Annotated in this window: 25 protein-coding genes; all 25 read right to left on the reverse strand. The window is 64.1% G+C overall.

Translation table 11 applies throughout. The features are described 5' to 3' along the window. Window positions 1–8 precede the first annotated feature (8 nt). Window positions 9–764, reverse strand: coding sequence for a twin-arginine translocase subunit TatC (gene tatC, locus IP92_RS24870; RefSeq protein ID WP_199271776.1), 756 nt, complete (start codon window positions 762–764; stop codon window positions 9–11). Further along, on the reverse strand, window positions 764–1,273 hold the full coding sequence (gene tatB, locus IP92_RS24875) for a Sec-independent protein translocase protein TatB (RefSeq protein WP_145880366.1): 510 nt from the start codon (window positions 1,271–1,273) through the stop codon (window positions 764–766). Before tatB ends, tatC begins: the two co-directional genes overlap by 1 nt. 31 nt (window positions 1,274–1,304) lie before the next feature. Beyond that, on the reverse strand, window positions 1,305–1,541 hold the full coding sequence (tatA, locus tag IP92_RS24880; protein ID WP_145880694.1) for a Sec-independent protein translocase subunit TatA: 237 nt from the start codon (window positions 1,539–1,541) through the stop codon (window positions 1,305–1,307). Between the two features lie 119 nt (window positions 1,542–1,660). Beyond that, entirely contained in the window at window positions 1,661–2,029 is a 369-nt protein-coding gene (locus IP92_RS24885) for a histidine triad nucleotide-binding protein (protein ID WP_145880368.1), read from the reverse strand. 12 nt (window positions 2,030–2,041) lie between these two features. Then, on the reverse strand, window positions 2,042–2,383 hold the full coding sequence (locus IP92_RS24890; RefSeq protein WP_145880370.1) for a phosphoribosyl-ATP diphosphatase: 342 nt from the start codon (window positions 2,381–2,383) through the stop codon (window positions 2,042–2,044). After that, complete coding sequence (gene hisI / locus IP92_RS24895; protein WP_145880372.1) at window positions 2,380–2,820, reverse strand: phosphoribosyl-AMP cyclohydrolase; 441 nt, start codon at window positions 2,818–2,820, stop codon at window positions 2,380–2,382. The genes IP92_RS24890 and hisI overlap by 4 nt, the downstream gene beginning before the upstream one ends. Before the next feature lie 12 nt (window positions 2,821–2,832). Then, on the reverse strand, window positions 2,833–3,594 hold the full coding sequence (gene hisF / locus IP92_RS24900) for an imidazole glycerol phosphate synthase subunit HisF (protein WP_145880375.1): 762 nt from the start codon (window positions 3,592–3,594) through the stop codon (window positions 2,833–2,835). Window position 3,595: 1 nt separating this feature from the next. Further along, window positions 3,596–4,384, reverse strand: a complete 789-nt coding sequence (gene hisA / locus IP92_RS24905) for a 1-(5-phosphoribosyl)-5-[(5-phosphoribosylamino)methylideneamino]imidazole-4-carboxamide isomerase (protein WP_145880377.1) — start codon at window positions 4,382–4,384, stop codon at window positions 3,596–3,598. 36 nt (window positions 4,385–4,420) lie between these two features. Then, a complete protein-coding gene (gene hisH / locus IP92_RS24910; RefSeq protein WP_145880379.1) occupies window positions 4,421–5,059 on the reverse strand; it encodes an imidazole glycerol phosphate synthase subunit HisH in 639 nt (212 codons plus the stop codon). Between the two features lie 21 nt (window positions 5,060–5,080). Then, on the reverse strand, window positions 5,081–5,692 hold the full coding sequence (gene hisB, locus IP92_RS24915; RefSeq protein ID WP_145880381.1) for an imidazoleglycerol-phosphate dehydratase HisB: 612 nt from the start codon (window positions 5,690–5,692) through the stop codon (window positions 5,081–5,083). Between the two features lie 19 nt (window positions 5,693–5,711). Beyond that, window positions 5,712–6,803 (reverse strand): histidinol-phosphate transaminase, encoded by a 1,092-nt coding sequence (gene hisC, locus IP92_RS24920; RefSeq protein ID WP_145880383.1) that lies wholly within the window; start codon window positions 6,801–6,803, stop codon window positions 5,712–5,714. An 18-nt stretch (window positions 6,804–6,821) separates the two neighbouring features. Next, the gene (locus IP92_RS24925) at window positions 6,822–7,739 is read right to left on the reverse strand and encodes a DNA-methyltransferase (protein ID WP_145880385.1); all 918 of its coding nucleotides are present in this window, start codon (window positions 7,737–7,739) and stop codon (window positions 6,822–6,824) included. Further along, on the reverse strand, window positions 7,736–9,052 hold the full coding sequence (gene hisD / locus IP92_RS24930) for a histidinol dehydrogenase (RefSeq protein WP_145880386.1): 1,317 nt from the start codon (window positions 9,050–9,052) through the stop codon (window positions 7,736–7,738). The genes IP92_RS24925 and hisD overlap by 4 nt, the downstream gene beginning before the upstream one ends. A 16-nt stretch (window positions 9,053–9,068) precedes the next feature. Then, window positions 9,069–9,749, reverse strand: coding sequence for an ATP phosphoribosyltransferase (hisG, locus tag IP92_RS24935; RefSeq protein WP_145880389.1), 681 nt, complete (start codon window positions 9,747–9,749; stop codon window positions 9,069–9,071). A gap of 1 nt (window position 9,750) precedes the next feature. Then, the gene (gene murA, locus IP92_RS24940) at window positions 9,751–11,001 is read right to left on the reverse strand and encodes a UDP-N-acetylglucosamine 1-carboxyvinyltransferase (protein ID WP_145880391.1); all 1,251 of its coding nucleotides are present in this window, start codon (window positions 10,999–11,001) and stop codon (window positions 9,751–9,753) included. A 2-nt stretch (window positions 11,002–11,003) separates the two neighbouring features. Beyond that, on the reverse strand, window positions 11,004–11,246 hold the full coding sequence (locus IP92_RS24945) for a BolA family protein (protein WP_145880393.1): 243 nt from the start codon (window positions 11,244–11,246) through the stop codon (window positions 11,004–11,006). 20 nt (window positions 11,247–11,266) lie between these two features. Beyond that, the gene (locus tag IP92_RS24950; RefSeq protein WP_145880395.1) at window positions 11,267–12,028 is read right to left on the reverse strand and encodes an ABC transporter permease; all 762 of its coding nucleotides are present in this window, start codon (window positions 12,026–12,028) and stop codon (window positions 11,267–11,269) included. Continuing rightward, window positions 12,025–12,939: an ABC transporter ATP-binding protein gene (locus IP92_RS24955; protein ID WP_145880397.1), complete on the reverse strand. Its 915-nt coding sequence runs from the start codon at window positions 12,937–12,939 to the stop codon at window positions 12,025–12,027. Before IP92_RS24955 ends, IP92_RS24950 begins: the two co-directional genes overlap by 4 nt. A 182-nt stretch (window positions 12,940–13,121) precedes the next feature. After that, window positions 13,122–13,454: an STAS domain-containing protein gene (locus IP92_RS24960; RefSeq protein ID WP_145880399.1), complete on the reverse strand. Its 333-nt coding sequence runs from the start codon at window positions 13,452–13,454 to the stop codon at window positions 13,122–13,124. Between the two features lie 58 nt (window positions 13,455–13,512). Beyond that, window positions 13,513–14,157: an MlaC/ttg2D family ABC transporter substrate-binding protein gene (locus IP92_RS24965; protein ID WP_145880401.1), complete on the reverse strand. Its 645-nt coding sequence runs from the start codon at window positions 14,155–14,157 to the stop codon at window positions 13,513–13,515. A gap of 72 nt (window positions 14,158–14,229) precedes the next feature. Continuing rightward, entirely contained in the window at window positions 14,230–14,991 is a 762-nt protein-coding gene (locus IP92_RS24970; protein WP_145880403.1) for an MlaA family lipoprotein, read from the reverse strand. Then, a complete protein-coding gene (gene mlaD / locus IP92_RS24975) occupies window positions 14,991–15,461 on the reverse strand; it encodes an outer membrane lipid asymmetry maintenance protein MlaD (protein WP_145880405.1) in 471 nt (156 codons plus the stop codon). The genes IP92_RS24970 and mlaD overlap by 1 nt, the downstream gene beginning before the upstream one ends. A gap of 59 nt (window positions 15,462–15,520) precedes the next feature. Further along, on the reverse strand, window positions 15,521–16,306 hold the full coding sequence (gene mlaE / locus IP92_RS24980; protein ID WP_145880407.1) for a lipid asymmetry maintenance ABC transporter permease subunit MlaE: 786 nt from the start codon (window positions 16,304–16,306) through the stop codon (window positions 15,521–15,523). Continuing rightward, window positions 16,303–17,106, reverse strand: a complete 804-nt coding sequence (locus IP92_RS24985; protein WP_145880409.1) for an ABC transporter ATP-binding protein — start codon at window positions 17,104–17,106, stop codon at window positions 16,303–16,305. The genes mlaE and IP92_RS24985 overlap by 4 nt, the downstream gene beginning before the upstream one ends. A gap of 434 nt (window positions 17,107–17,540) precedes the next feature. Beyond that, a complete protein-coding gene (locus IP92_RS24990; RefSeq protein ID WP_145880410.1) occupies window positions 17,541–19,004 on the reverse strand; it encodes a glutamate synthase subunit beta in 1,464 nt (487 codons plus the stop codon). Window positions 19,005–19,014: the final 10 nt, after the last annotated feature.

Below are 19,014 nucleotides of genomic sequence, written 5' to 3' on the forward strand. Positions count from 1 at the left end.
CTGGCGCTTCAAGTCTGTTCCTCGGGCGCCTGGGTCATCTTGACGAACATCGGCGACACCAGCAGCCCCAGTTCGAACAGCATCCACATCGGCACGGCCAGCGCGAACTGGCTGACGACGTCCGGCGGCGTGACGATCGCGGCAATGACGAAGGCGCCGACGATCACGTACGGCCGCCACTCGCGCAGCTTGGCCAGCGATACCAGGCCCATCCGTACGAGGATCACGACGACAATGGGGACCTCGAACGCCGCACCGAACGCCAGGCACATCGACATCACGAAGTCCAGGTAGTTCTCGATGTCCGGTGTGACGGAAATCGAGGTGGGCGCGAACTGCGCGATGAACGCGAACACGCGGCCGAACACGAAGAAGTAGCAGAACGCGACGCCGGCGACGAACAGCAGCGACGACGAGATCACCAGCGGCGCCACCAGGCGCTTCTCGTGCGTGTACAGTCCGGGTGCCACGAAGGCCCATGCCTGGTACAGCACCCATGGCAGCGCCAGGATCAGGCCCAGCATCAAGGTGACCTTCATCGGCACGAGGAACGGCGCGGTGACGCCGGTGGCGATGATCTTCGAGCCGACCGGCAAGGCGCCGATCATCGGCCGGGCCAGGAAGTCGTACAGCGCCGTCGGTCCGGGCCAGAACATCAGCAGGGCCGTGACGACGAGGACGCCGATGGCCGCCTTGACCAGCCGGTCGCGCAGTTCGACGAGGTGGCTGATGAAGGTTTCTTCAGCCGGTTGTTCAATGCTCATCAGTAGAAGGATGCAGGAGGTTTGCCGCTACGCGGACGGAAGCGCGCCACGCGTGCCGCGCCGGATACCACGTGCATGCGGCCGCCATTGCGCTGCTTGTACCACAGCGGTACGGCCGAGGTGCGCACGAGGCGCTTGCGGCGGAATTCCTTGGCCTTGCGGACCTGGTCGTCCGTCGTCGCGGTATGCATGACCGGCGCGCCGATCGTGTCGGCCGCGGTGTCGTCGACCCGAAAGGCGTCTTCGACTTCGGCCATGTTCTTCTGGATCGAGTTCTCGACGTCGGCCTTGATCGTCTGCGCCTGTTCCTCGACCGTCTTTTGCAGGTTGCGCAGCTCTTCCAGCTCGATTTCGCGGCTGACTTCCGTCTTCACGTCGTGCAGGTAGCGTTGCGCGCGGCCATACAGCGTGCCGGCCATGCGCGCCACTTTCGGCAGTTTTTCGGGGCCGATGACGACCAGCGCGACGACGCCGATGATGGCCAGCTTGGAAAGACCGAGATCGATCATGAGTCAATAATGGTGCGGCAAGGTTGCCGCATCACGCCTTGTTCTTTTCCTTGGCTTCGACTTCGATCGTGCCCTTGTCGGTCACTTTCGCGGGCGGGGGGACCGGCTGGTCGGCCGCATCCTTGTTCTCGTCACCCTTCACGCCGTCCTTGAAACCCTTGACGGCCTTGCCCAGGTCCGAACCGATGTTGCCCAGCTTCTTCGTGCCGAAGACCAGCAGCACGATGACCAGGACGATCAGCCAGTGCCAGACGCTAAAAGAACCCATCATTTTCTCCTTGCAGGGCGGTAACGCCCGAATTCACGTGAATGGACAGTATACGCGAAGCGCGCCTGTCATGTGCCTGTCACAGTAACGGCCGGAAATACCTCTTTCGACGTATGTTTTTAATGCATGCCCTTCCAAGGCCGCGGTCCGCCGTAGATGTGCATGTGCAGGTGGTAGATGACCTGGCCGCCGTCCGGACCGCTGTTGATCAGCGTCTTGTAGCCGCGGGTCGGGCCGCCCTCCGCATGGACGACGGACACGCCGTGTTCTTCCGCCAGCTTCGGCGCCAGCGCCAGCATCTTGCCCAGGATCGTCGTGTCTTCCGGTTGCGCGTCCGACAGCGTCGAAATGTGCTTTTTCGGAATGACCAGCAGGTGCACGGGGGCGGCCGGGTTGATGTCCTTGAACGCCATCAGTTCGTCGTCCTCGTAGACGACGGCGGCGGGGATTTGTTTGGCGGCGATCTTGCAGAACAGGCAGTTGTCCACTTCGGTTTCCTCTTAATCGGGTTTGCGGGCGGCTTTTTCTTCGATGCCGGAAATGCCTTCGCGGCGCGCCAGCTCGTCGAGCACCTGTTGCGGCGTCAGGTCGAAGCGGGCCAGCAGTACCAGCGAATGGAACCACAGATCGGCGCATTCGTACAGCACCTTCGACGCATCGCCGGACACGCGCGCATCCTTCGCCGCCATCACGGTCTCGGTGGCTTCCTCACCGATCTTCTTCAGGATCGCGTCGTCGCCCTTCGCGAACAGTTTCGCCACGTACGACGTGGTGGGATCGGCGCCCTTGCGCGACTCGATCGTCTGCGCCACGCGGTCGAGGATGGACGGGGTGTCGCTCATTTCTTCTTTTCCGTATAAATCGTTTCCGGGTCTTTCAGCACGGGTTCGACGTCGTGCCAGTCGCCTTCCTTCGCATCGCCGTCGAAGCGCTGGAAGAAGCACGAGTGCCGGCCCGTATGGCAGGCGATGCCGCCGGCCTGCTCGACCTTCAGCAGCACCACGTCTTCATCGCAGTCGAGACGGATGTCCAGCACCTTCTGCACGTGGCCGGACTCCTCGCCCTTGTGCCACAGCTTCTTGCGCGAACGGCTCCAGTACACGGCCTCGCGCAGCTCGACCGTCTTGTACAGCGCGTCGCGGTTCATCCAGGCGAACATCAATACATCGTTGCTGCCGTTTTCCTGCACGATCACGGGCACGAGTCCATGCTCGTCCCAGCGCACACGGTTCAGCCATTTCGCCTTCGCCACACTGGGCGTCGTCGTCGGGATACTCATCTCGTCACCTCGTCAGACCAGCCGCATCGGGATGCCCTGCCGCGCCATGAACTGCTTCGCTTCCTGCACCGTATGCTGGCCATAGTGGAAGATGCTGGCGGCCAGCACCGCATCCGCATGGCCCTTCGTCACGCCGTCGGCCAGGTCCTGCAAGCCGCCGACGCCGCCCGACGCGATCACGGGCACGCCCACCGCATCGGACACGGCGCGCGTCAGCGCCAGGTCGAAACCGGACTTCGTGCCGTCGCGGTCCATGCTGGTCAGCAGCAGTTCGCCGGCGCCCAGTGATGCCATCTTTTGCGCCCACTCGATCGCATCCAGGCCCGTCGCATTGCGGCCGCCGTGCGTGAACACTTCCCACTTGCCCGGCGCGACCTGCTTCGCGTCGATCGCGACGACGATGCATTGCGAGCCATGCTTCTGCGAAGCCTCGAACACCAGTTGCGGGTTGCTGACGGCGGACGTGTTCAGGCTGATCTTGTCCGCGCCCGCATTCAGCAGCCGGCGCACGTCCTCCACCTTGCGCACGCCGCCGCCGACCGTCAGCGGAATGAACACCTGCGAGGCGACGGCCTCGATGATGTCCAGGATCAGGTCGCGGTTGTCGGACGAGGCGGTGATGTCGAGGAACGTCAGTTCGTCGGCCCCCTGCTCGTCGTAGCGGCGGGCGATCTCGACGGGGTCGCCGGCATCGCGCAGCTCGGTGAAGTTGACGCCTTTGACGACGCGGCCATTGGTCACGTCCAGGCAGGGGATGATGCGTTTGGCTAGCATATTATTCTTCGCCCGATTCCCCGACAGACCCGGACAGTTCGTCGGCGCGCAGCTGCGCCTCGTTCAGGTTGATCGTGCCTTCGTAGATCGAACGGCCGCAGATGACGCCTTCGATGCCTTCGTCCTGCACCGCGCACAGTGCTTCCACGTCCGCGAGGTTGTGCAGGCCGCCCGATGCGATGATCGGAATGCGCACGGCCTGTGCGAGGCGCACCGTCGCTTCGATGTTCACGCCGCCCATCATGCCGTCGCGGCCGATGTCCGTGTAGACGATCGATTCGACGCCGTACTGCTCGAACTTCTGCGCCAGGTCGATCACTTCGTGGCCGGACATCTTGCTCCAGCCGTCGGTGGCCACCTTGCCGTCCTTCGCATCCAGGCCGACGATGATGTGGCCGGGGAAGGCGCCGCACGCGTCGTGCAGGAAGCCGGGGCTCTTCACGGCCGCGGTGCCGATGATGATGTAGCTGATGCCGTCATCGAGGTAGCGCTCGATCGTGTCCAGGTCGCGAATACCGCCGCCCAGCTGCACGGGGATTTCGTCGATGCCGTTTTCCTCGGCGAAGTCCTGCACCGTCTTCAGGATCGCCTTCACGGCGCCTTCGTTCTTCGGCTTGCCGGCAAAGGCGCCGTTCAGGTCGACCAGGTGCAGGCGCCGGGCGCCCTGCTCCAGCCAATGGCGGGCCATCGCAGCAGGGTCTTCGGAAAACACGGTGGCAAGTTCCATGTCGCCTTGTTTCAGGCGAACGCAGTGACCGTCCTTGAGGTCGATGGCAGGAATGAGCAGCATGGTTTGTGTGGGTTCGAGTGGTTGGTGTGGTTGAGCTTACGGATTCCAGTGAACGAAATTCTTGTACAGCTGCAGGCCCGTGGCGGCGCTCTTCTCCGGGTGGAACTGGGTGGCGAAGATATTGTCCCGCGCGACGACGCAGCAGAACGGGGCGCGGTACACGGTTTCGCCGACGCTGTGCGCCGGGTCGTCCGGCCTGGCGTAGTAGCTGTGGACGAAGTAGAACCAGGCATTGTCGGGAATGCCGTCCCACATCGCGTGTGCCGCCGTCTGCTTCACCTGGTTCCAGCCCATCTGCGGCACTTTGAAACGGGAACCGTCTTCCTGCAATTGCCCGTCGAGCTGGAAGCGCACGACCTTGCCCGGCAACAGGCCGAGGCCCGCGGCATCGCGCTCCTCGCTGCGTTCGAACAGCATCTGCTCGCCCACGCACACGCCCATCATCGGCTTCGACCGTGCGGCGCGCAGCAGCGCATCCTGCACGCCCGACTCGGCGAGGCTCTTCATACAGTCGAGCATCGAGCCCTGGCCGGGCAGCACGATGCGGTCGGCCGCATCGATGTCCGCGGGCACGCCGGAAATACTGACGTCCGCTTCGGGCGCGACGGCACGCAAGGCCTGTGCGACGGAGCGCAGATTGCCCATGCCGTAGTCAACTACAACAATTTTTTTCATAGCATGAAAGCCGGTGAGGGTTTACAGGCTTCCTTTGGTGGAGGGAATGGTGCCGGCCGCGCGCTCGTCGTGTTCGGCGGCCATGCGCAGCGCGCGGCCGAATGCCTTGAACACGGTTTCGCACTGGTGGTGGGCGTTGGTGCCGCGCAGGTTATCGATGTGCAGCGTGACGCCCGCGTGGTTGACGAAGCCGCGGAAGAATTCCAGCGTCAGGTCGACGTCGAACGTGCCGATCATCGCGCGCGTGAACGGGATATGGTACTCGATGCCGGGCCGGCCGGAAAAATCGATGACGACGCGCGACAGCGCTTCGTCCAGCGGCACGTAGGCATGGCCGTAGCGGCGGATGCCCTTGCGGTCGCCGATCGCCTGCGCCACCGCCATGCCCAGCGTGATGCCCACGTCCTCGACGGTGTGGTGATTGTCGATGTGCGTGTCGCCGGTGGCCTTGACGTCCAGGTCGATCAGGCCGTGGCGCGCGATCTGGTCCAGCATGTGGTCCAGGAAAGGCACGCCCGTATCGAGCTTCTGCACACCGGTGCCGTCCAGGTTCAGGGCGACGCGGATCTGCGTCTCGTTCGTGTTGCGGGTTACTTCAGCGGTGCGCGGGGCGCGTTGTGCGTTGGCGTTCATGGAAAGGCTCGGGTTGAATTCAAGCCGCCAGCGACGCCTTGAGCGCGTCGAGGAAAGCGGCATTCTCTTCCGGCGTGCTGACGGTAACACGAAGACAATTCGTCAGCACACTGTGCATTTTACTCAAATTTTTAATCAGGATTTTACGAGACAGCAGCGCCGCGTGGACGGCATCCGCATCCGGCACCCGGATCGTGATGAAATTAGCCGCGGATGGGAACACGCGCACGCCCGGCAGATCGGCCAGCGCATTGCTGAGCACGGAACGCTGCTCGCGCAACAGGCGCGCCTGTTCGTTCAGCACGTCGATGTGGTCCAGGGCGAACTCGGCCGCCGCCTGCGTCATCACGTTGACGTTGTACGGTGGCCGCACCTTCTCGAACTGCTCCAGCAGCGCCGGATGCGCGCTCATGTAGCCCAGGCGGATGCCGGCCAGGCCCAGCTTGGACAACGTGCGCATCACGATCAGGTTGTCGAACTGCGGCAGGCGCGGCATGAAGCTCTGCTGGGCGAACGGCTCGTAGGCCTCGTCGACGACGACCAGGCCCTGGTCGCCCTGGGCGCGCAGGATGGCTTCGATCTCGTCGGCGGCGAACAGGTTCCCCGTCGGGTTGTTAGGGTAGGCCAGGAAGACAAGGGCCGGGCGGTGCTTGCCGATGGCTTCCAGCATGGCCGGCAGGTCCAGCGTCAGGTCTTCCTTCAGGGGGACGCCGACGAAATCCATGCCGGCGATCTGCGCCGAGCGCTGGAACATCACAAAGGCGGGCACCGGGGCCAGCAGCACCGCGCGGCGATCCTGGTGCGCACAGGTGGCGGCCATGATGGCGATCAGCTCATCCGAGCCATTGCCGAGCAACACATCGTAGCCGGCCGGAACACCCAGCTTGGCGCGGATGCGCTCCTTCAACGGGCCGTAGGAAGCGGCCGGATAGCGGTTCAGCGCCACGTCGGCCATGCGCTGCCCCAGCTCGCGCCGCAGGACTTCGGGCAGCTGGTACGGATTTTCCATCGCATCGAGCTTCACGTAGCCGCTGGCATCGGGCACGTGGTAGCTCTTGTCGCTGCGCACGTCGGCGCGGATCGTGTTGCTGATCAGGCTGTCGAGGGACATTACTCTACACTCCAAGGTTTATTCTGCGGGCAGGGCGCGAACCTTCGCGCGCGCCTTCGGCTGCGCGGCCGGTTGCTCCAGCTGCGCAAGTCGCTCGGCGGTGATCCTGCAATAATCGGGGTTCAGCTCGAAGCCGACGAAATGGCGGCCCGTGCGGCGTGCGGCCACCGCCGTGGTGCCGCTGCCCATGAACAGGTCCAGCACCACGCCGCCTGGCGGACACGATGCCTTCACCATCCGTTCGATGATCTCGAGCGGCTTTTGCGTCGGGTGATCGACCCGCTCCGCATGTTCCCTGTGCAGCCGCGATACGCTCCACAGGTCCTTTGGGTTGTAGCCCACTTCCAGCCATTTCGCGCCGACGAAGATCGAGCGCGAACGGGCCTTCTTGGTCTCGGCGTCGTACGGAATGCGCACGGCGTCGAGATCGAAATAGTAATCCTTGCGGCGCACGAAGAAACCGATCGTGTCGTGCACCGACGAGTAGCTGCGCACGCTGCCGCCCATCGACGGCACGCGGCGGTCCCAGATGATCTCGTTCATCATCGTCATGCGCCGTTTCAGCATCACGAAGATCTCCGGAGAGTAGCGCCACGTGAGGAAGATGTACAGGCTGCCGTTGTCTTTCAGCTTCGGCAGCGCCGCATCGACCCACTGCTCGGTCCATGCCAGGTACTCGTCGACCGACTTCTGGTCGGACGCGTTGCCGTAATCCTTGCCCAGGTTGTACGGCGGATCGGTCAGGATCAGGTCGATCGAACCATCGGGAATGCGCGCGAGGCCTTCCAGCGCATCTTCGCACCAGATTTGATCCAGCCAAGGAGCAGGTTCGCGCACTTTCACCCCCACGGCAAAACCTGGGGTCAGACCCGCCGGGTCTGACCCCTGATTCACGCCGTTGGGTTCCTCGGGCGAACCTGCACCTTTCTTTCTCATGTTTTCAGCCGCAGCTCCGCACTGCGCGCGTGCGCCTGCAGTCCTTCGCCGTACGCCAGCTCGGCGGCGACCTTGCCCAGCGTTTGCGCGCCCGCTTCGCTCACTTCGATGACGGACGAGCGCTTCTGGAAATCGTACACGCCCAGCGGCGACGAGAAACGCGCCGTGCGCGACGTCGGCAGCACGTGGTTCGGGCCGCAGCAATAGTCGCCCAGCGATTCGGACGAGAAGCGCCCCAGGAACATCGCTCCCGCGTGGCGGATCTTCTCGGCCCACTGGCGCGGATTCTCGGCGGAGATCTCCAGGTGCTCGGCGGCGATGCCGTTGGCGATCTCACATGCTTCTTCCATACTGCGCACCTTGATCAGCGCGCCGCGGTCCGTCAACGACGTGCGGATCACGTCCTGGCGCGGCATCGTCGGCAGCAGCTTCTGGATCGACGCTTCCACCTGCGCGATATAGCCGGCGTCCGGGCACAGCAGGATCGCCTGCGCCAGCTCGTCGTGCTCGGCCTGCGAGAACAGGTCCATCGCCACCCAGTCCGGGTCCGTGGTGCCGTCGCAGATCACGAGGATCTCGGACGGGCCGGCGATCATGTCGATGCCCACCGCACCGAACACGCGGCGCTTGGCCGCGGCCACGTAGGCGTTGCCGGGACCGACGATCTTGTCGACCGGCTGGATCGACTCGGTGCCATAGGCCAGCGCGGCGACGGCCTGCGCACCGCCGATGCCGATGACGCGGTCGACGCCGGCGATCGCCGCGGCGGCCAGCACCATCTGGTTCTTCACGCCGTCGGGGGTCGGCACGACCATCACGATCTCGCCCACACCGGCCACCTTTGCCGGCACCGCGTTCATCAGCACGGACGACGGATACGCCGCCTTGCCGCCCGGGACGTAGATGCCCACGCGGTCCAGCGGCGTGATGCGCTGGCCCAGCACCGTGCCATCGGCCTCGGTGTACGTGAAGCCCTGCAGCTCCTGTTTCTGGCGCTCGTGGAACACGCGGATGCGCTCGGCCGCCGTCTGCAGCGCGGTGCGTTGCGCGTCCGGCAGCGATGCCAGTGCCGCATCCAGTTCGGCCTGGCCGATCTCGAAGGCGTGGATGTCGGCCGCGCCGCCGTTCGGGATGCGGTCGAACTTGTTCGTGTATTCAACGACCGCCTCGTCGCCGCGCGCCCGCACCTGGGCGATGATGTCGGTGACGGCCTTCTCGATGGCGAAGTCGGTCTCCGCCTCGAACGCGAGCAGCGCGTCGAGGGTTTCCTGGAAGTCGATGGCGGTGGAATCGAGTTTGCGAAGTTGGATCATAGGTTCAGCTCTTCATTCAACCTTGTTGCGACGACGCCCGTTCGAACGCGTCGAGGATCGGTTGCAGGCGCGCGCGCTTCAACTTCAGCGCGGCCTGGTTGACGACGAGGCGGGACGAGATGTCCATGATCTCCTCCACTTCCACCAGGTTGTTCGCGCGCAGCGTGCTGCCCGTGCTGACCAGGTCGACGATGGCATCCGACAGGCCGACCAGCGGCGCCAGTTCCATCGAGCCGTACAGCTTGATCAGGTCGACGTGCACGCCCTTCTTCGCGAAGTGCTCGCGCGCCATCTGCGTGAACTTGGTCGCGACGCGCAGGCGCGCGCCCTGGCGCACGGCCGTCTCGTAATCGAAGCCCGCCTTCACGGCGACGGACATGCGGCAGCGCGCGATGTTCAGGTCGATCGGCTGGTACAGGCCCTCGCCGCCGTGCTCGAACAGCACGTCCTTGCCGGCCACGCCGAAGTCGGCGGCGCCGTACTGCACATAGGTCGGCACGTCGGTGGCGCGCACGATCAGCACCCGCACGTTCGGGTCGTTGGTCGGCAGGATCAGCTTGCGCGACGTCTCCGGGCTTTCCGTGACGGTGATGCCCGCGGCGGCCAGCAGCGGCAGCGTGTCCTCGAAGATCCTGCCCTTGGACAGCGCGAGGATCAGTTGCGAGCTGTCGGTGGCCTGGCTGGCGATGGTGGTCATATTATTTGATGCGGGTGATGTTGGCGCCGACGGCGGACAGTTTCACTTCCATGCGGTCGTAGCCGCGGTCCAGGTGGTAGATGCGGTCGACCAGCGTCTCGCCCTTCGCGGCCAGGCCGGCGATGACGAGCGACGCGGAAGCGCGCAGGTCCGTCGCCATCACCGGTGCGCCGATCAGCTGCGGCACGCCCTTGATGTACGCGGTATTGCCGTCGATCTCGATCTGCGCGCCCAGGCGGTTCATCTCCTGCACGTGCATGAAGCGGTTCTCGAAGATCGTCTCGGTGACGCGGCTCGGGCCATCGGCGACGGTGTCGACGGCCATGAACTGCGCCTGCATGTCGGTCGGGAAGCCCGGGTATTCGGTGGTGCGGAACGTCACCGGCTTCGGGCGCGCATCCATCTGGGCGCGGATCCAGTTGTCGCCGACGGTCAAGCGCACGCCCATCTCACGCAGCTTGTCGAGTGCCGCGTCCATGATGTCCACGCGCGTGTTGCGGATCGTGATGTCGCCACCGGTCGCCGCGACGGCGCACAGGAACGTGGCCGCTTCGATGCGGTCCGAGATCACCGCGTGCTCGGCGCCGTTCAGCGCGGGCACGCCCTGGATCACGAGGCGGTCGGTGCCGATGCCGTCGATCTTCGCACCCATTGCCACCAGCAGGTTGGCCAGGTCCGTCACTTCCGGCTCGCGCGCGGCGTTTTCCAGCACCGTCTCGCCTTCGGCCAGGGTGGCGGCCATCAGCAGGTTTTCCGTGCCCGTCACCGTGATCATGTCGGTGACGACGCGCGTGCCCTTCAGCTTCTTCGCCTTCGCGTAGATGTAGCCGGCGTCGATCGAGATCTCGGCGCCCAGCGCCTGCAGGCCCTTGATGTGCTGGTCGACGGGGCGCGAACCGATCGCGCAGCCGCCCGGCAGCGACACCTTGGCTTCGCCGAAGCGCGCCAGCAGGGGGCCCAGCACGAGGATCGAGGCGCGCATCGTCTTCACCAGCTCATACGGCGCTTCGAGCTTGTCGATTTTCGATCCGTTCAGCGTGACCTGGTCGCCGTTCTGCTCGACCGACAGGCCGGTCTGGCGCAGCAGTTTCAACATCGTCGCCACGTCGTGCAGGTTCGGCACGTTGGCGAGCTTCAGATCGCCGGCCGTCAAGAGGCCCGCGCACAGGATGGGAAGCGCCGCGTTCTTGGCGCCGGAGATCGGGATGTCGCCGACCAGGCGTTTGCCGCCGGTGATGAGCAGTTTGTCCATGCTTAGCCTTGTGCCGAGAATTCTTCAGGGGTGAGCGTCTTCATCGACAGCGCGTGGATTTCCTCGCGCATGCGGTCGCCCAGCGCCGCGTAGACGAGCTGGTGGCGCTGGATCGGGCGCTTGCCGGCAAACGCCGGCGACACGATGACGGCGTTGAAATGCTGGCCGTCGCCTTCCACTTCGAGGTGGGTGCATTGCAGGCCGGCGGCGATGTAGCTGTGGATGGCTTCGGGTGTCGTGGTCATGATGAAGTCCTTGATGTTGCTTAGTGTCGGAGTCGGTAGCCGCTTTGCAGCAACCGGATGGCCAGCAATGCGAGGGCCACCAGGAAGGCGGACACGATCGCAAGGCTCGTCCATGGGTTGATGTCGGACTGGCCGAAGAAGCCGTAGCGGAAGCCGTCGATCATGTAGAAGAACGGGTTGGCGTGCGACACGGTCAGCCAGAACGGCGGCAGCGAGTGAATCGAGTAGAACACGCCGGACAGGAACGTCAGCGGCATGATCAGGAAGTTCTGGAACGCGGCCAGCTGGTCGAATTTCTCGGCCCAGATGCCGGCGATGAGGCCCATCGTGCCGAGGATCGCGGCGCCCAGCAGCGCGAACACGACGATCCACAGCGGCCACACAAAGCTCATGTGGGCGAACCAGGCGGTGACGACGAATACCCCGAGGCCGACGGCGATGCCGCGCACCATCGCGGCGATCGTGTAGGCCGAGAAGATCTCCCAGTGCGACAGGGGCGTCAGCAGCACGAACACGAGGTTGCCCGTGATCTTCGACTGGATCAGCGACGACGACGAGTTCGCGAACGAATTCTGCAGCACGCTCATCATCACGAGGCCGGGAATCAGGAACGCCGTGTACGTCACGCCCGGGTACACCTGCACGCGCCCTTCGAGCACATGGCCGAAGATCAGCAGGTACAGCATGGCGGTCAGGATCGGCGCGGCGATCGTCTGCATCGCCACCTTGTAGAAGCGCAGCGTCTCCTTGTAGACGAGCGTGCGGAAACCGGTGGACATCATACGCCACGCCCTTCCATGATCTGGATGAAGATGTCTTCCAGGTCGGCCTGCTGCAACTGCAGCTCGTCGATGACGGCGCCGTTCTCGCGCAGGCGGGCCAGGATAGGCTCCACTTCCGTGTATTCGTTGATCTTCAGGCTGTACTTCTTGCCCGTCTCCACCGGCTCGTTGTGCAGCACCAGCGGGCGCAGGTCGGCCGGAATGTCGCCCGCCTTCAGGTGCAGGATCAGCTGCGAGCCGGCGATGCGGCGGATCAGCGACGACATCGAGTCCAGCGCCACCACCTTGCCCGTCTTGAGCATCGCGACGCGCTTGCACATCGCCTGCGCTTCTTCCAGGTAGTGGGTGGTCAGCACGATCGTGTGGCCTTCGCGGTTCAGGCGCGAGATGAATTTCCACAGCGTCTGGCGCAGCTCGACGTCCACGCCGGCCGTCGGCTCGTCCAGCACGATGACGGGCGGCTTGTGCACCAGCGCCTGGGCGACGAGCACGCGGCGCTTCATGCCGCCGGACAGCGCGCGCATATTGGTGTCCGCCTTGGTCGTCAGGTCGAGGTTTTCCATCACCTCGTCGATCCACTTGTCGTTGTTCGGCAGCCCGAAGTACCCGGATTGCAGGCGCAGCGTTTCGCGCACCGTGAAGAACGGGTCGAACACCAGTTCCTGCGGCACCACGCCGAGCTTTTTGCGCGCCGCCCGGAAATCGGTCACCACGTCGTGGCCGTGGATGGACACGCTGCCGGCGTCTGGGCGGATCAGGCCCGCGATAATGGAGATCAGCGTCGTCTTGCCCGCGCCGTTCGGCCCGAGCAGGCCGAAAAATTCCCCTTCCTCGATCGAGAGCGATACCCCGCCCAGCGCCTGCAGCGACTTGTAGCGCTTCTCGACATTGCTGATTTGGATTGCTGTCATGCTTGGCTTGTTCGTGTTGTGTGCAACGCTGACCGTTGCCCTGGCGGCCCACGCGGGGCCGGTGAAGCGGACGCTCTGGCACTCCTGGCAAGAGCAGCGGTCAATTATATTGGAATTTCGGTCCGGCCACGCCGGGCGGGGCCTGGCGACGCCGGATTACGGCGAGGGGAGGAAGGCGGGGGTCAATGGTGATGCAGTTCGGCGGACGTGGACACGTCGCGGGCCGGCTGGTCGCACTGGTCGGGCGACACGAGGGAACAGACGCCATACAGCTTGGTGAGGCTCTTCAGCATCGGCGGCAGGTTCACGAGGCGCAGCGTGATACCCGCCGTGTGGGCGGCGCGTTGCCACGCCAGCATCACGGAGACGGCCGCGGAATCGACGGCAGCCACGTTCGAGAGGTCGAAGACACTCTGCCCGGCACGGATCGCAGCGAGGCCGTGCTCCAGCGCCGCCGTGGCGTTGTCGACGGTCAGGGCGGTCAGGGACAGCATGCTGTTGGCGCTGTCGTTCATATCGTTTCGGGCCATGTGAGGTGAGGTTACGGGCCGGCTTTGGGCCGGCCCAGGGTGATTACTTCTTCGCGGTGGTCTGCAGCGGACGGCTTGCCAGCTGCTTGTTCTTCGCGGCCAGCGTCTTGATCAGGCCATCGATACCGCCCTTGCTGATCTCGGTGTTGAACGTACCCTTGTAGGTTTCCACCAGCCAGGCGCCCAGCACGTTGATGTCATAGATCTTCCAGCCGGCCGGCGTTTTCGCCACGCGGTAGTTCAGCAGGATCGGCTCGCGTGCCGTGTTCACCTGCGAGCGCACTTCCACTTCCGTATCGCTCGGATCGGCTCGCAGCGGCTTGAATTCGATCGTTTCGTTACGCACCTGCGACAGCGCGCCGGAGTACGTGTAGATCAGCAGCGTGCGGAATTCCGTCGACAGCGCGCGCTTCTGCTCCGGCGTCGCTTCGCGCCAGTAGCGGCCAGCGGCCAGCGCCGTCATGCGCTCGAAGTCCACGTACGGCAGGATCTTGGTTTCCACCAGGTCCATCACCTTCTTGGTGTTGCCTGCCTGGATATCCTTGTCGGCCTTCGCCGTGTTCAGCACTTCGGAGCTGATGCGCTTGACCAGCTGGTCCGGTGCCTCGTTGGCGCTTTGCGCCGCGGCGAAACCGGTGGCGGCAAAGGCCAGCGTGGCGGCGGCGAGCAGTTGTTTCATCAATTTCATGAGGTTGTACCTATTCAAGTTATACGATAGGGGCCGGCCATTATAACGGCCGGCAGCCCGGCAGGACGCACGTCACTGCGTGGCGCCTTCTCCGGTCGGCTTGACGGCCGGCTGCTCAGGCACGTTTTCCTCGCTCTTCGTCTGCGGCACCTCGCCGTCGTACACCTGGCTCTGGCGGCGCTGCAGGAAACCGTCGCGGATGAACTCGTACCGATCCAACGCGGCATCCTCCAGCAGCGTTGACGCGTCGAGCAATGCGGCGCGCTGGTCGATCACGCGCACGCCGGCGCCGATGTTGCGCACATTGACCGGGTCCTTGTAACCCCACGGGTCGGCGGCGATGTCCAGCGGCAGGCCGACGGTGTCACGCAGCGTCGACGGGCCCAGGAGCGGCAGCATCATGTACGGGCCCGACTGGACGCCCCAGCGGCCCAGCGTCTGGCCGAAATCTTCCTTGTGCTTCGGCAGGCCCGCCTCGGAGGCGATGTCGAACAGGCCCAGCACGCCGAACGTGGTGTTCAGTGCCACACGGCCCAGGTCGGACGCGCCTTCGCGGCCCTTGCCTTGCAAGAAGTTGTTGGCACCGGTCCACAGGTCCTGCAGGTTGCCGAAGAAGTTGCTGACGCCCGTCTGCACGATCGTCGGCGTAACGTTCTTGTAGCCGGTGGCGACGGGTTTCAGCGCATACGTGTCGACGGTGTCGTTGAACTGGAACACGGCACGGTTCCAGTTTTCCATCGGGTCGCGCTTGTCGGGACCGACGGCGCAGCCGGACAGCGTAACGGCGGCGGCCAGTGCCGCCAGCGTCGGCAAAACAGAAGTAGTACGGCGCATCAGTTGGAGTCCTTTCCTTCAGCGGCCTTGCTGTAAATGAATTGGTTGATCAGGTCTTCCAGCACCGCGGCGGACTGCGTGCGGGCGATCTTGTCGCCTTGCGCCAGGTTCTTCTCGTCGCCGCCGGCTTCGATGCCGATGTATTGCTCGCCCAGCAGGCCGGACGTCAGGATCTTGGCCGAGCTGTCTTTCGGGAACTTGTACGTCGAATCCATCTCCAGCGTCACGGCGGCCTTGTACGACTTGTCGTCGAACGCGATCTGCGCCACGCGGCCAACGACCACGCCGGACGCTTTCACCGCCGCCTGCGGACGCAGGCTGCCGACATTGTCGAACTTGGCGGTGATCTCATACGTCTTCGCGAGCGAGAACGAGCTGTTGTTGCCGGCTTTCAGGGCCAGGAACATCAGCGCCGCGACGCCGATGACGACGAACAGACCAACCCACACATCCAGAGATTTGCGTTGCATAAAACTAATCCTATAGGTTTTTGTCGAACTGCGCAGAGCGCTTCTTTCGAGTAACTTTTTTATTTGCTGAACATCAGCGCCGTCAGCATGAAGTCGAGCCACCAGATCATCAGCGACGAGACGACGACCGAGCGCGTAGTGGCGCCGGCGACGTCTTCCGGCGTGGGCTGCGCCTCATAGCCCTGGTACAGCGAGATGAACGTGATGGCGACGCCGAACACGACGCTCTTGACGAAGCCGTTGAAGACGTCTTTCCACAGGTCGACACCGGCCTGCATCTGCGACCAGAACGCGCCGGCATCCACGCCGATCAGCTTCACGCCGACCAGGTAGCCACCGAAGATGCCGACCGCCGAGAAGATCGACGCCAGCAGGGGCACGGCGATGACACCGGCCCAGAAACGGGGCGCCAGCACGCGCTGGATCGGGTTCACGGCCATCATTTCCATCGCCGACAGCTGCTCGCCCGCCTTCATCAGGCCGATCTCGGCGGTCAGCGACGTGCCGGCACGGCCGGCGAACAGCAGGCCCGTGATGACGGGGCCCAGCTCGCGCGTCAGGCCCAGCGCGACGAGGAGGCCGAGCGATTCGGACGCGCCGTACTTGTTCAGCGTGTAATAGCCCTGCAGGCCGAGCACCATGCCGACGAACAGGCCGGACAGCGTGATGATCAGCAGCGAATAGTTGCCGATGAAGTGCAGCTGCTCGACGACCAGGTGCGGACGGCGCAGCATGCCCGGCGACAGGCCCAGCATCGAGAAGAATGTGCGCGTCGCGTAGCCGAGGCTCTCGACGTAATCGCGGACAGTGTTGCCGATGTCGGCGAGGAAGCGGCGGCCGATCATGCGCGGCATCCCAGGCCGAGGTCCTCGGCCAGCGACTTGCCCGGGTAGTGGAACGGCACGGGGCCGTCCGCCTCCGCATGGACGAACTGTTTTACGTAAGGATCGGTCGATACCATCATTTCTGCCGGGGTGCCGTGGGCAACGATCTTGCCCTGCGACAGGAAGTACACATGGTCCGCAATCTGGAACGATTCCTTGACGTCGTGCGACACGAGGATGCTCGTCGAGCCGAGCGCATCGTTCAGGTTGCGGATCAGATTGGCGGTGACGCCCATCGAGATCGGGTCGAGGCCGGCGAACGGCTCGTCGTACATGATCAGCTGGGGGTCGAGCGCGATCGAACGGGCCAGTGCGACGCGGCGCGCCATGCCGCCGGAAATCTCGGCCGGCTTCAGCCGCGCGGCATTGCGCAGGCCGACTGCGTGCAGCTTCATCAGCACCAGGTCGCGGATCAGCTCTTCCGGCAAATCGGTATGCTCGCGCAGCGGGAAGGCCACGTTCTCGAACACGGTGAGGTCCGTGAACAGGGCGCCGTGCTGGAACAGCATGCCCATTTTGCGGCGCAACACGTACAAGTCTTTCGTCTTCAACTTGTGCACCACCTGCCCGTCCACGCTAACGTGGCCCTTGTTCGGACGCAACTGCCCGCCGATCAGGCGCAGCACGGTGGTCTTGCCACTACCGGAACCGCCCATGACCGCGACGACCTTCCCTTTGGGGAAGTCCATCTGGAGCCCCGTCAGGATGGGGCGCTTCCCGTAGGAGAAGTGCAGGTCGCGGATTTCAACGAGATTTGGCACGGATGACGCTCTTTATTTTTAATGCCATATTGTAATGCAGAAACCTCATAGTCTGCTGGCGCCCCCTTCAGAGCGGCTCATATGGCGCTAGTGAAGAGGGGAATCATACAACACTACTAACCCGCCAGTCAGCAATTTACATTTGGCAAATGATGTTAATTTGTCGCACTGCAACATGACCATTCCACCGCTAAATGTTGCCAAAATTCGGGGACTGTCCCCGTTTTTTGGAAACATCTGCCTTTTCAGAGGGAAAGCCAGTCAGCAGTGGCGGCGATGTGTGGCGCTGCCGCGACAATAGTTGCAGCCGCCTCAACGAAATGCAGCGAAAAAGCCACGAAATCTGTTTCCAAAATCGAGGGACAGTCCCCGAATTTTGGCAATAAAAATGCCCGCCGCGGCCGGGGCCGGGCGGGCTTTTGCCGGGTGTGCGATCAGCGTGGCAGGACGGAGTGGCCCATCAGGTACTCGTCGACCGCACGGGCGCACTGGCGGCCTTCGCGGATTGCCCACACGACCAGCGACTGGCCGCGGCGCACGTCGCCGGCGGCGAACACGCCGGGCTTGCTCGTGTAATAGGCAGTCGAGCCTTCCGTGGCGGCGCGCGCGTTGCCGCGGCCGTCTTTCTCGATGCCGAACGCGTCCAGCACCTGCACCACCGGCGAGACGAAGCCCATCGCCAGCAACACCAGGTCGGCCTTCATCTCGAATTCCGAGTTCGGCACTTCCGTCATCTTGCCGTCTTTCCACTCGACGCGGCAGGCAATCAGCTTTTCAACTTTGCCGTTCTTGCCTTCCAGGCGCTTCGTCGCGACCGCCCAGTCGCGCTCGCAACCTTCCTCGTGCGACGACGACGTGCGCAGCTTCGTCGGCCAGTACGGCCACACCAGCGGCTTGTTTTCCTGCTCCGGCGGCATCGGCATCAGTTCGAACTGCGTGACGGAGGCGGCACCGTGGCGATTCGACGTGCCCACGCAGTCCGAACCCGTGTCGCCGCCGCCGATCACGACGACGTGCTTGCCCGTGGCCTTGATCTGGTCCTTCACCTTGTCGCCGGCATTGACCTTGTTCTGCTGCGGCAAGAAGTCCATCGCGAAGTGGACGCCCTTCAGCTCGCGGCCCGGCACCGGCAGGTCGCGCGGCTGCTCGGCGCCGCCGGCGATGATCACCGCATCGAATTCCTTCTCCAGGTCTTCCGGGAAGATCGTCTCTTTCGCCCAGTTGTTGACGGTGGCCGGGAAGTCCTTGCCCACCAGGGTCGACATACGGAACTTCACGCCTTCCGCTTCCATCTGCGCGATGCGGCGGTCGATGTGCGACTTCTCCAGCTTGAAGTCGGGGATGCCATAGCGCAGCAGGCCGCCGGCACGGTCGGACTTGTCGAACACCGTCACGTCGTGACCGGCGCGGGCCAGCTGCTGCGCAGCGGCCAGGCCGGCAGGCCCGGAACCGACGATCGCCACTTTCTTGCCCGTCTTGTGGTCGGCCGGCTGCGGCTTGACCCAGCCATGTTCCCAGCCTTCATCGATGATCTTGTGCTCGATCGACTTGATGCCCACCGGATCGTTGTTGATACCCAAGGTGCACGCGCTTTCGCACGGCGCGGGGCAGATGCGGCCCGTGAACTCGGGGAAGTTATTCGTCGAGTGCAGCACGTCCAGCGCCTGGCGGTAGTGCTGGCGGTACACCAGGTCGTTCCAGTCCGGGATGATGTTGTTGACCGGGCAGCCCGAGTTACAGAACGGGATGCCGCAATCCATGCAGCGCGCGCCCTGCACCTTGGCCTGCTCGTCCGTCAGCTTCAGGACGAACTCCTTGTAGTTCTTCAGACGGGACTCGGGCGGCAGGTAGCTTTCGTCCTGGCGCTGGAATTCCATGAAACCGGTGATTTTTCCCATGATGTTCTAA

Origin of the sequence: Pseudoduganella flava (assembly GCF_007830495.1) — a bacterium.
Classification (GTDB): domain Bacteria; phylum Pseudomonadota; class Gammaproteobacteria; order Burkholderiales; family Burkholderiaceae_D; genus Rugamonas; species Rugamonas flava.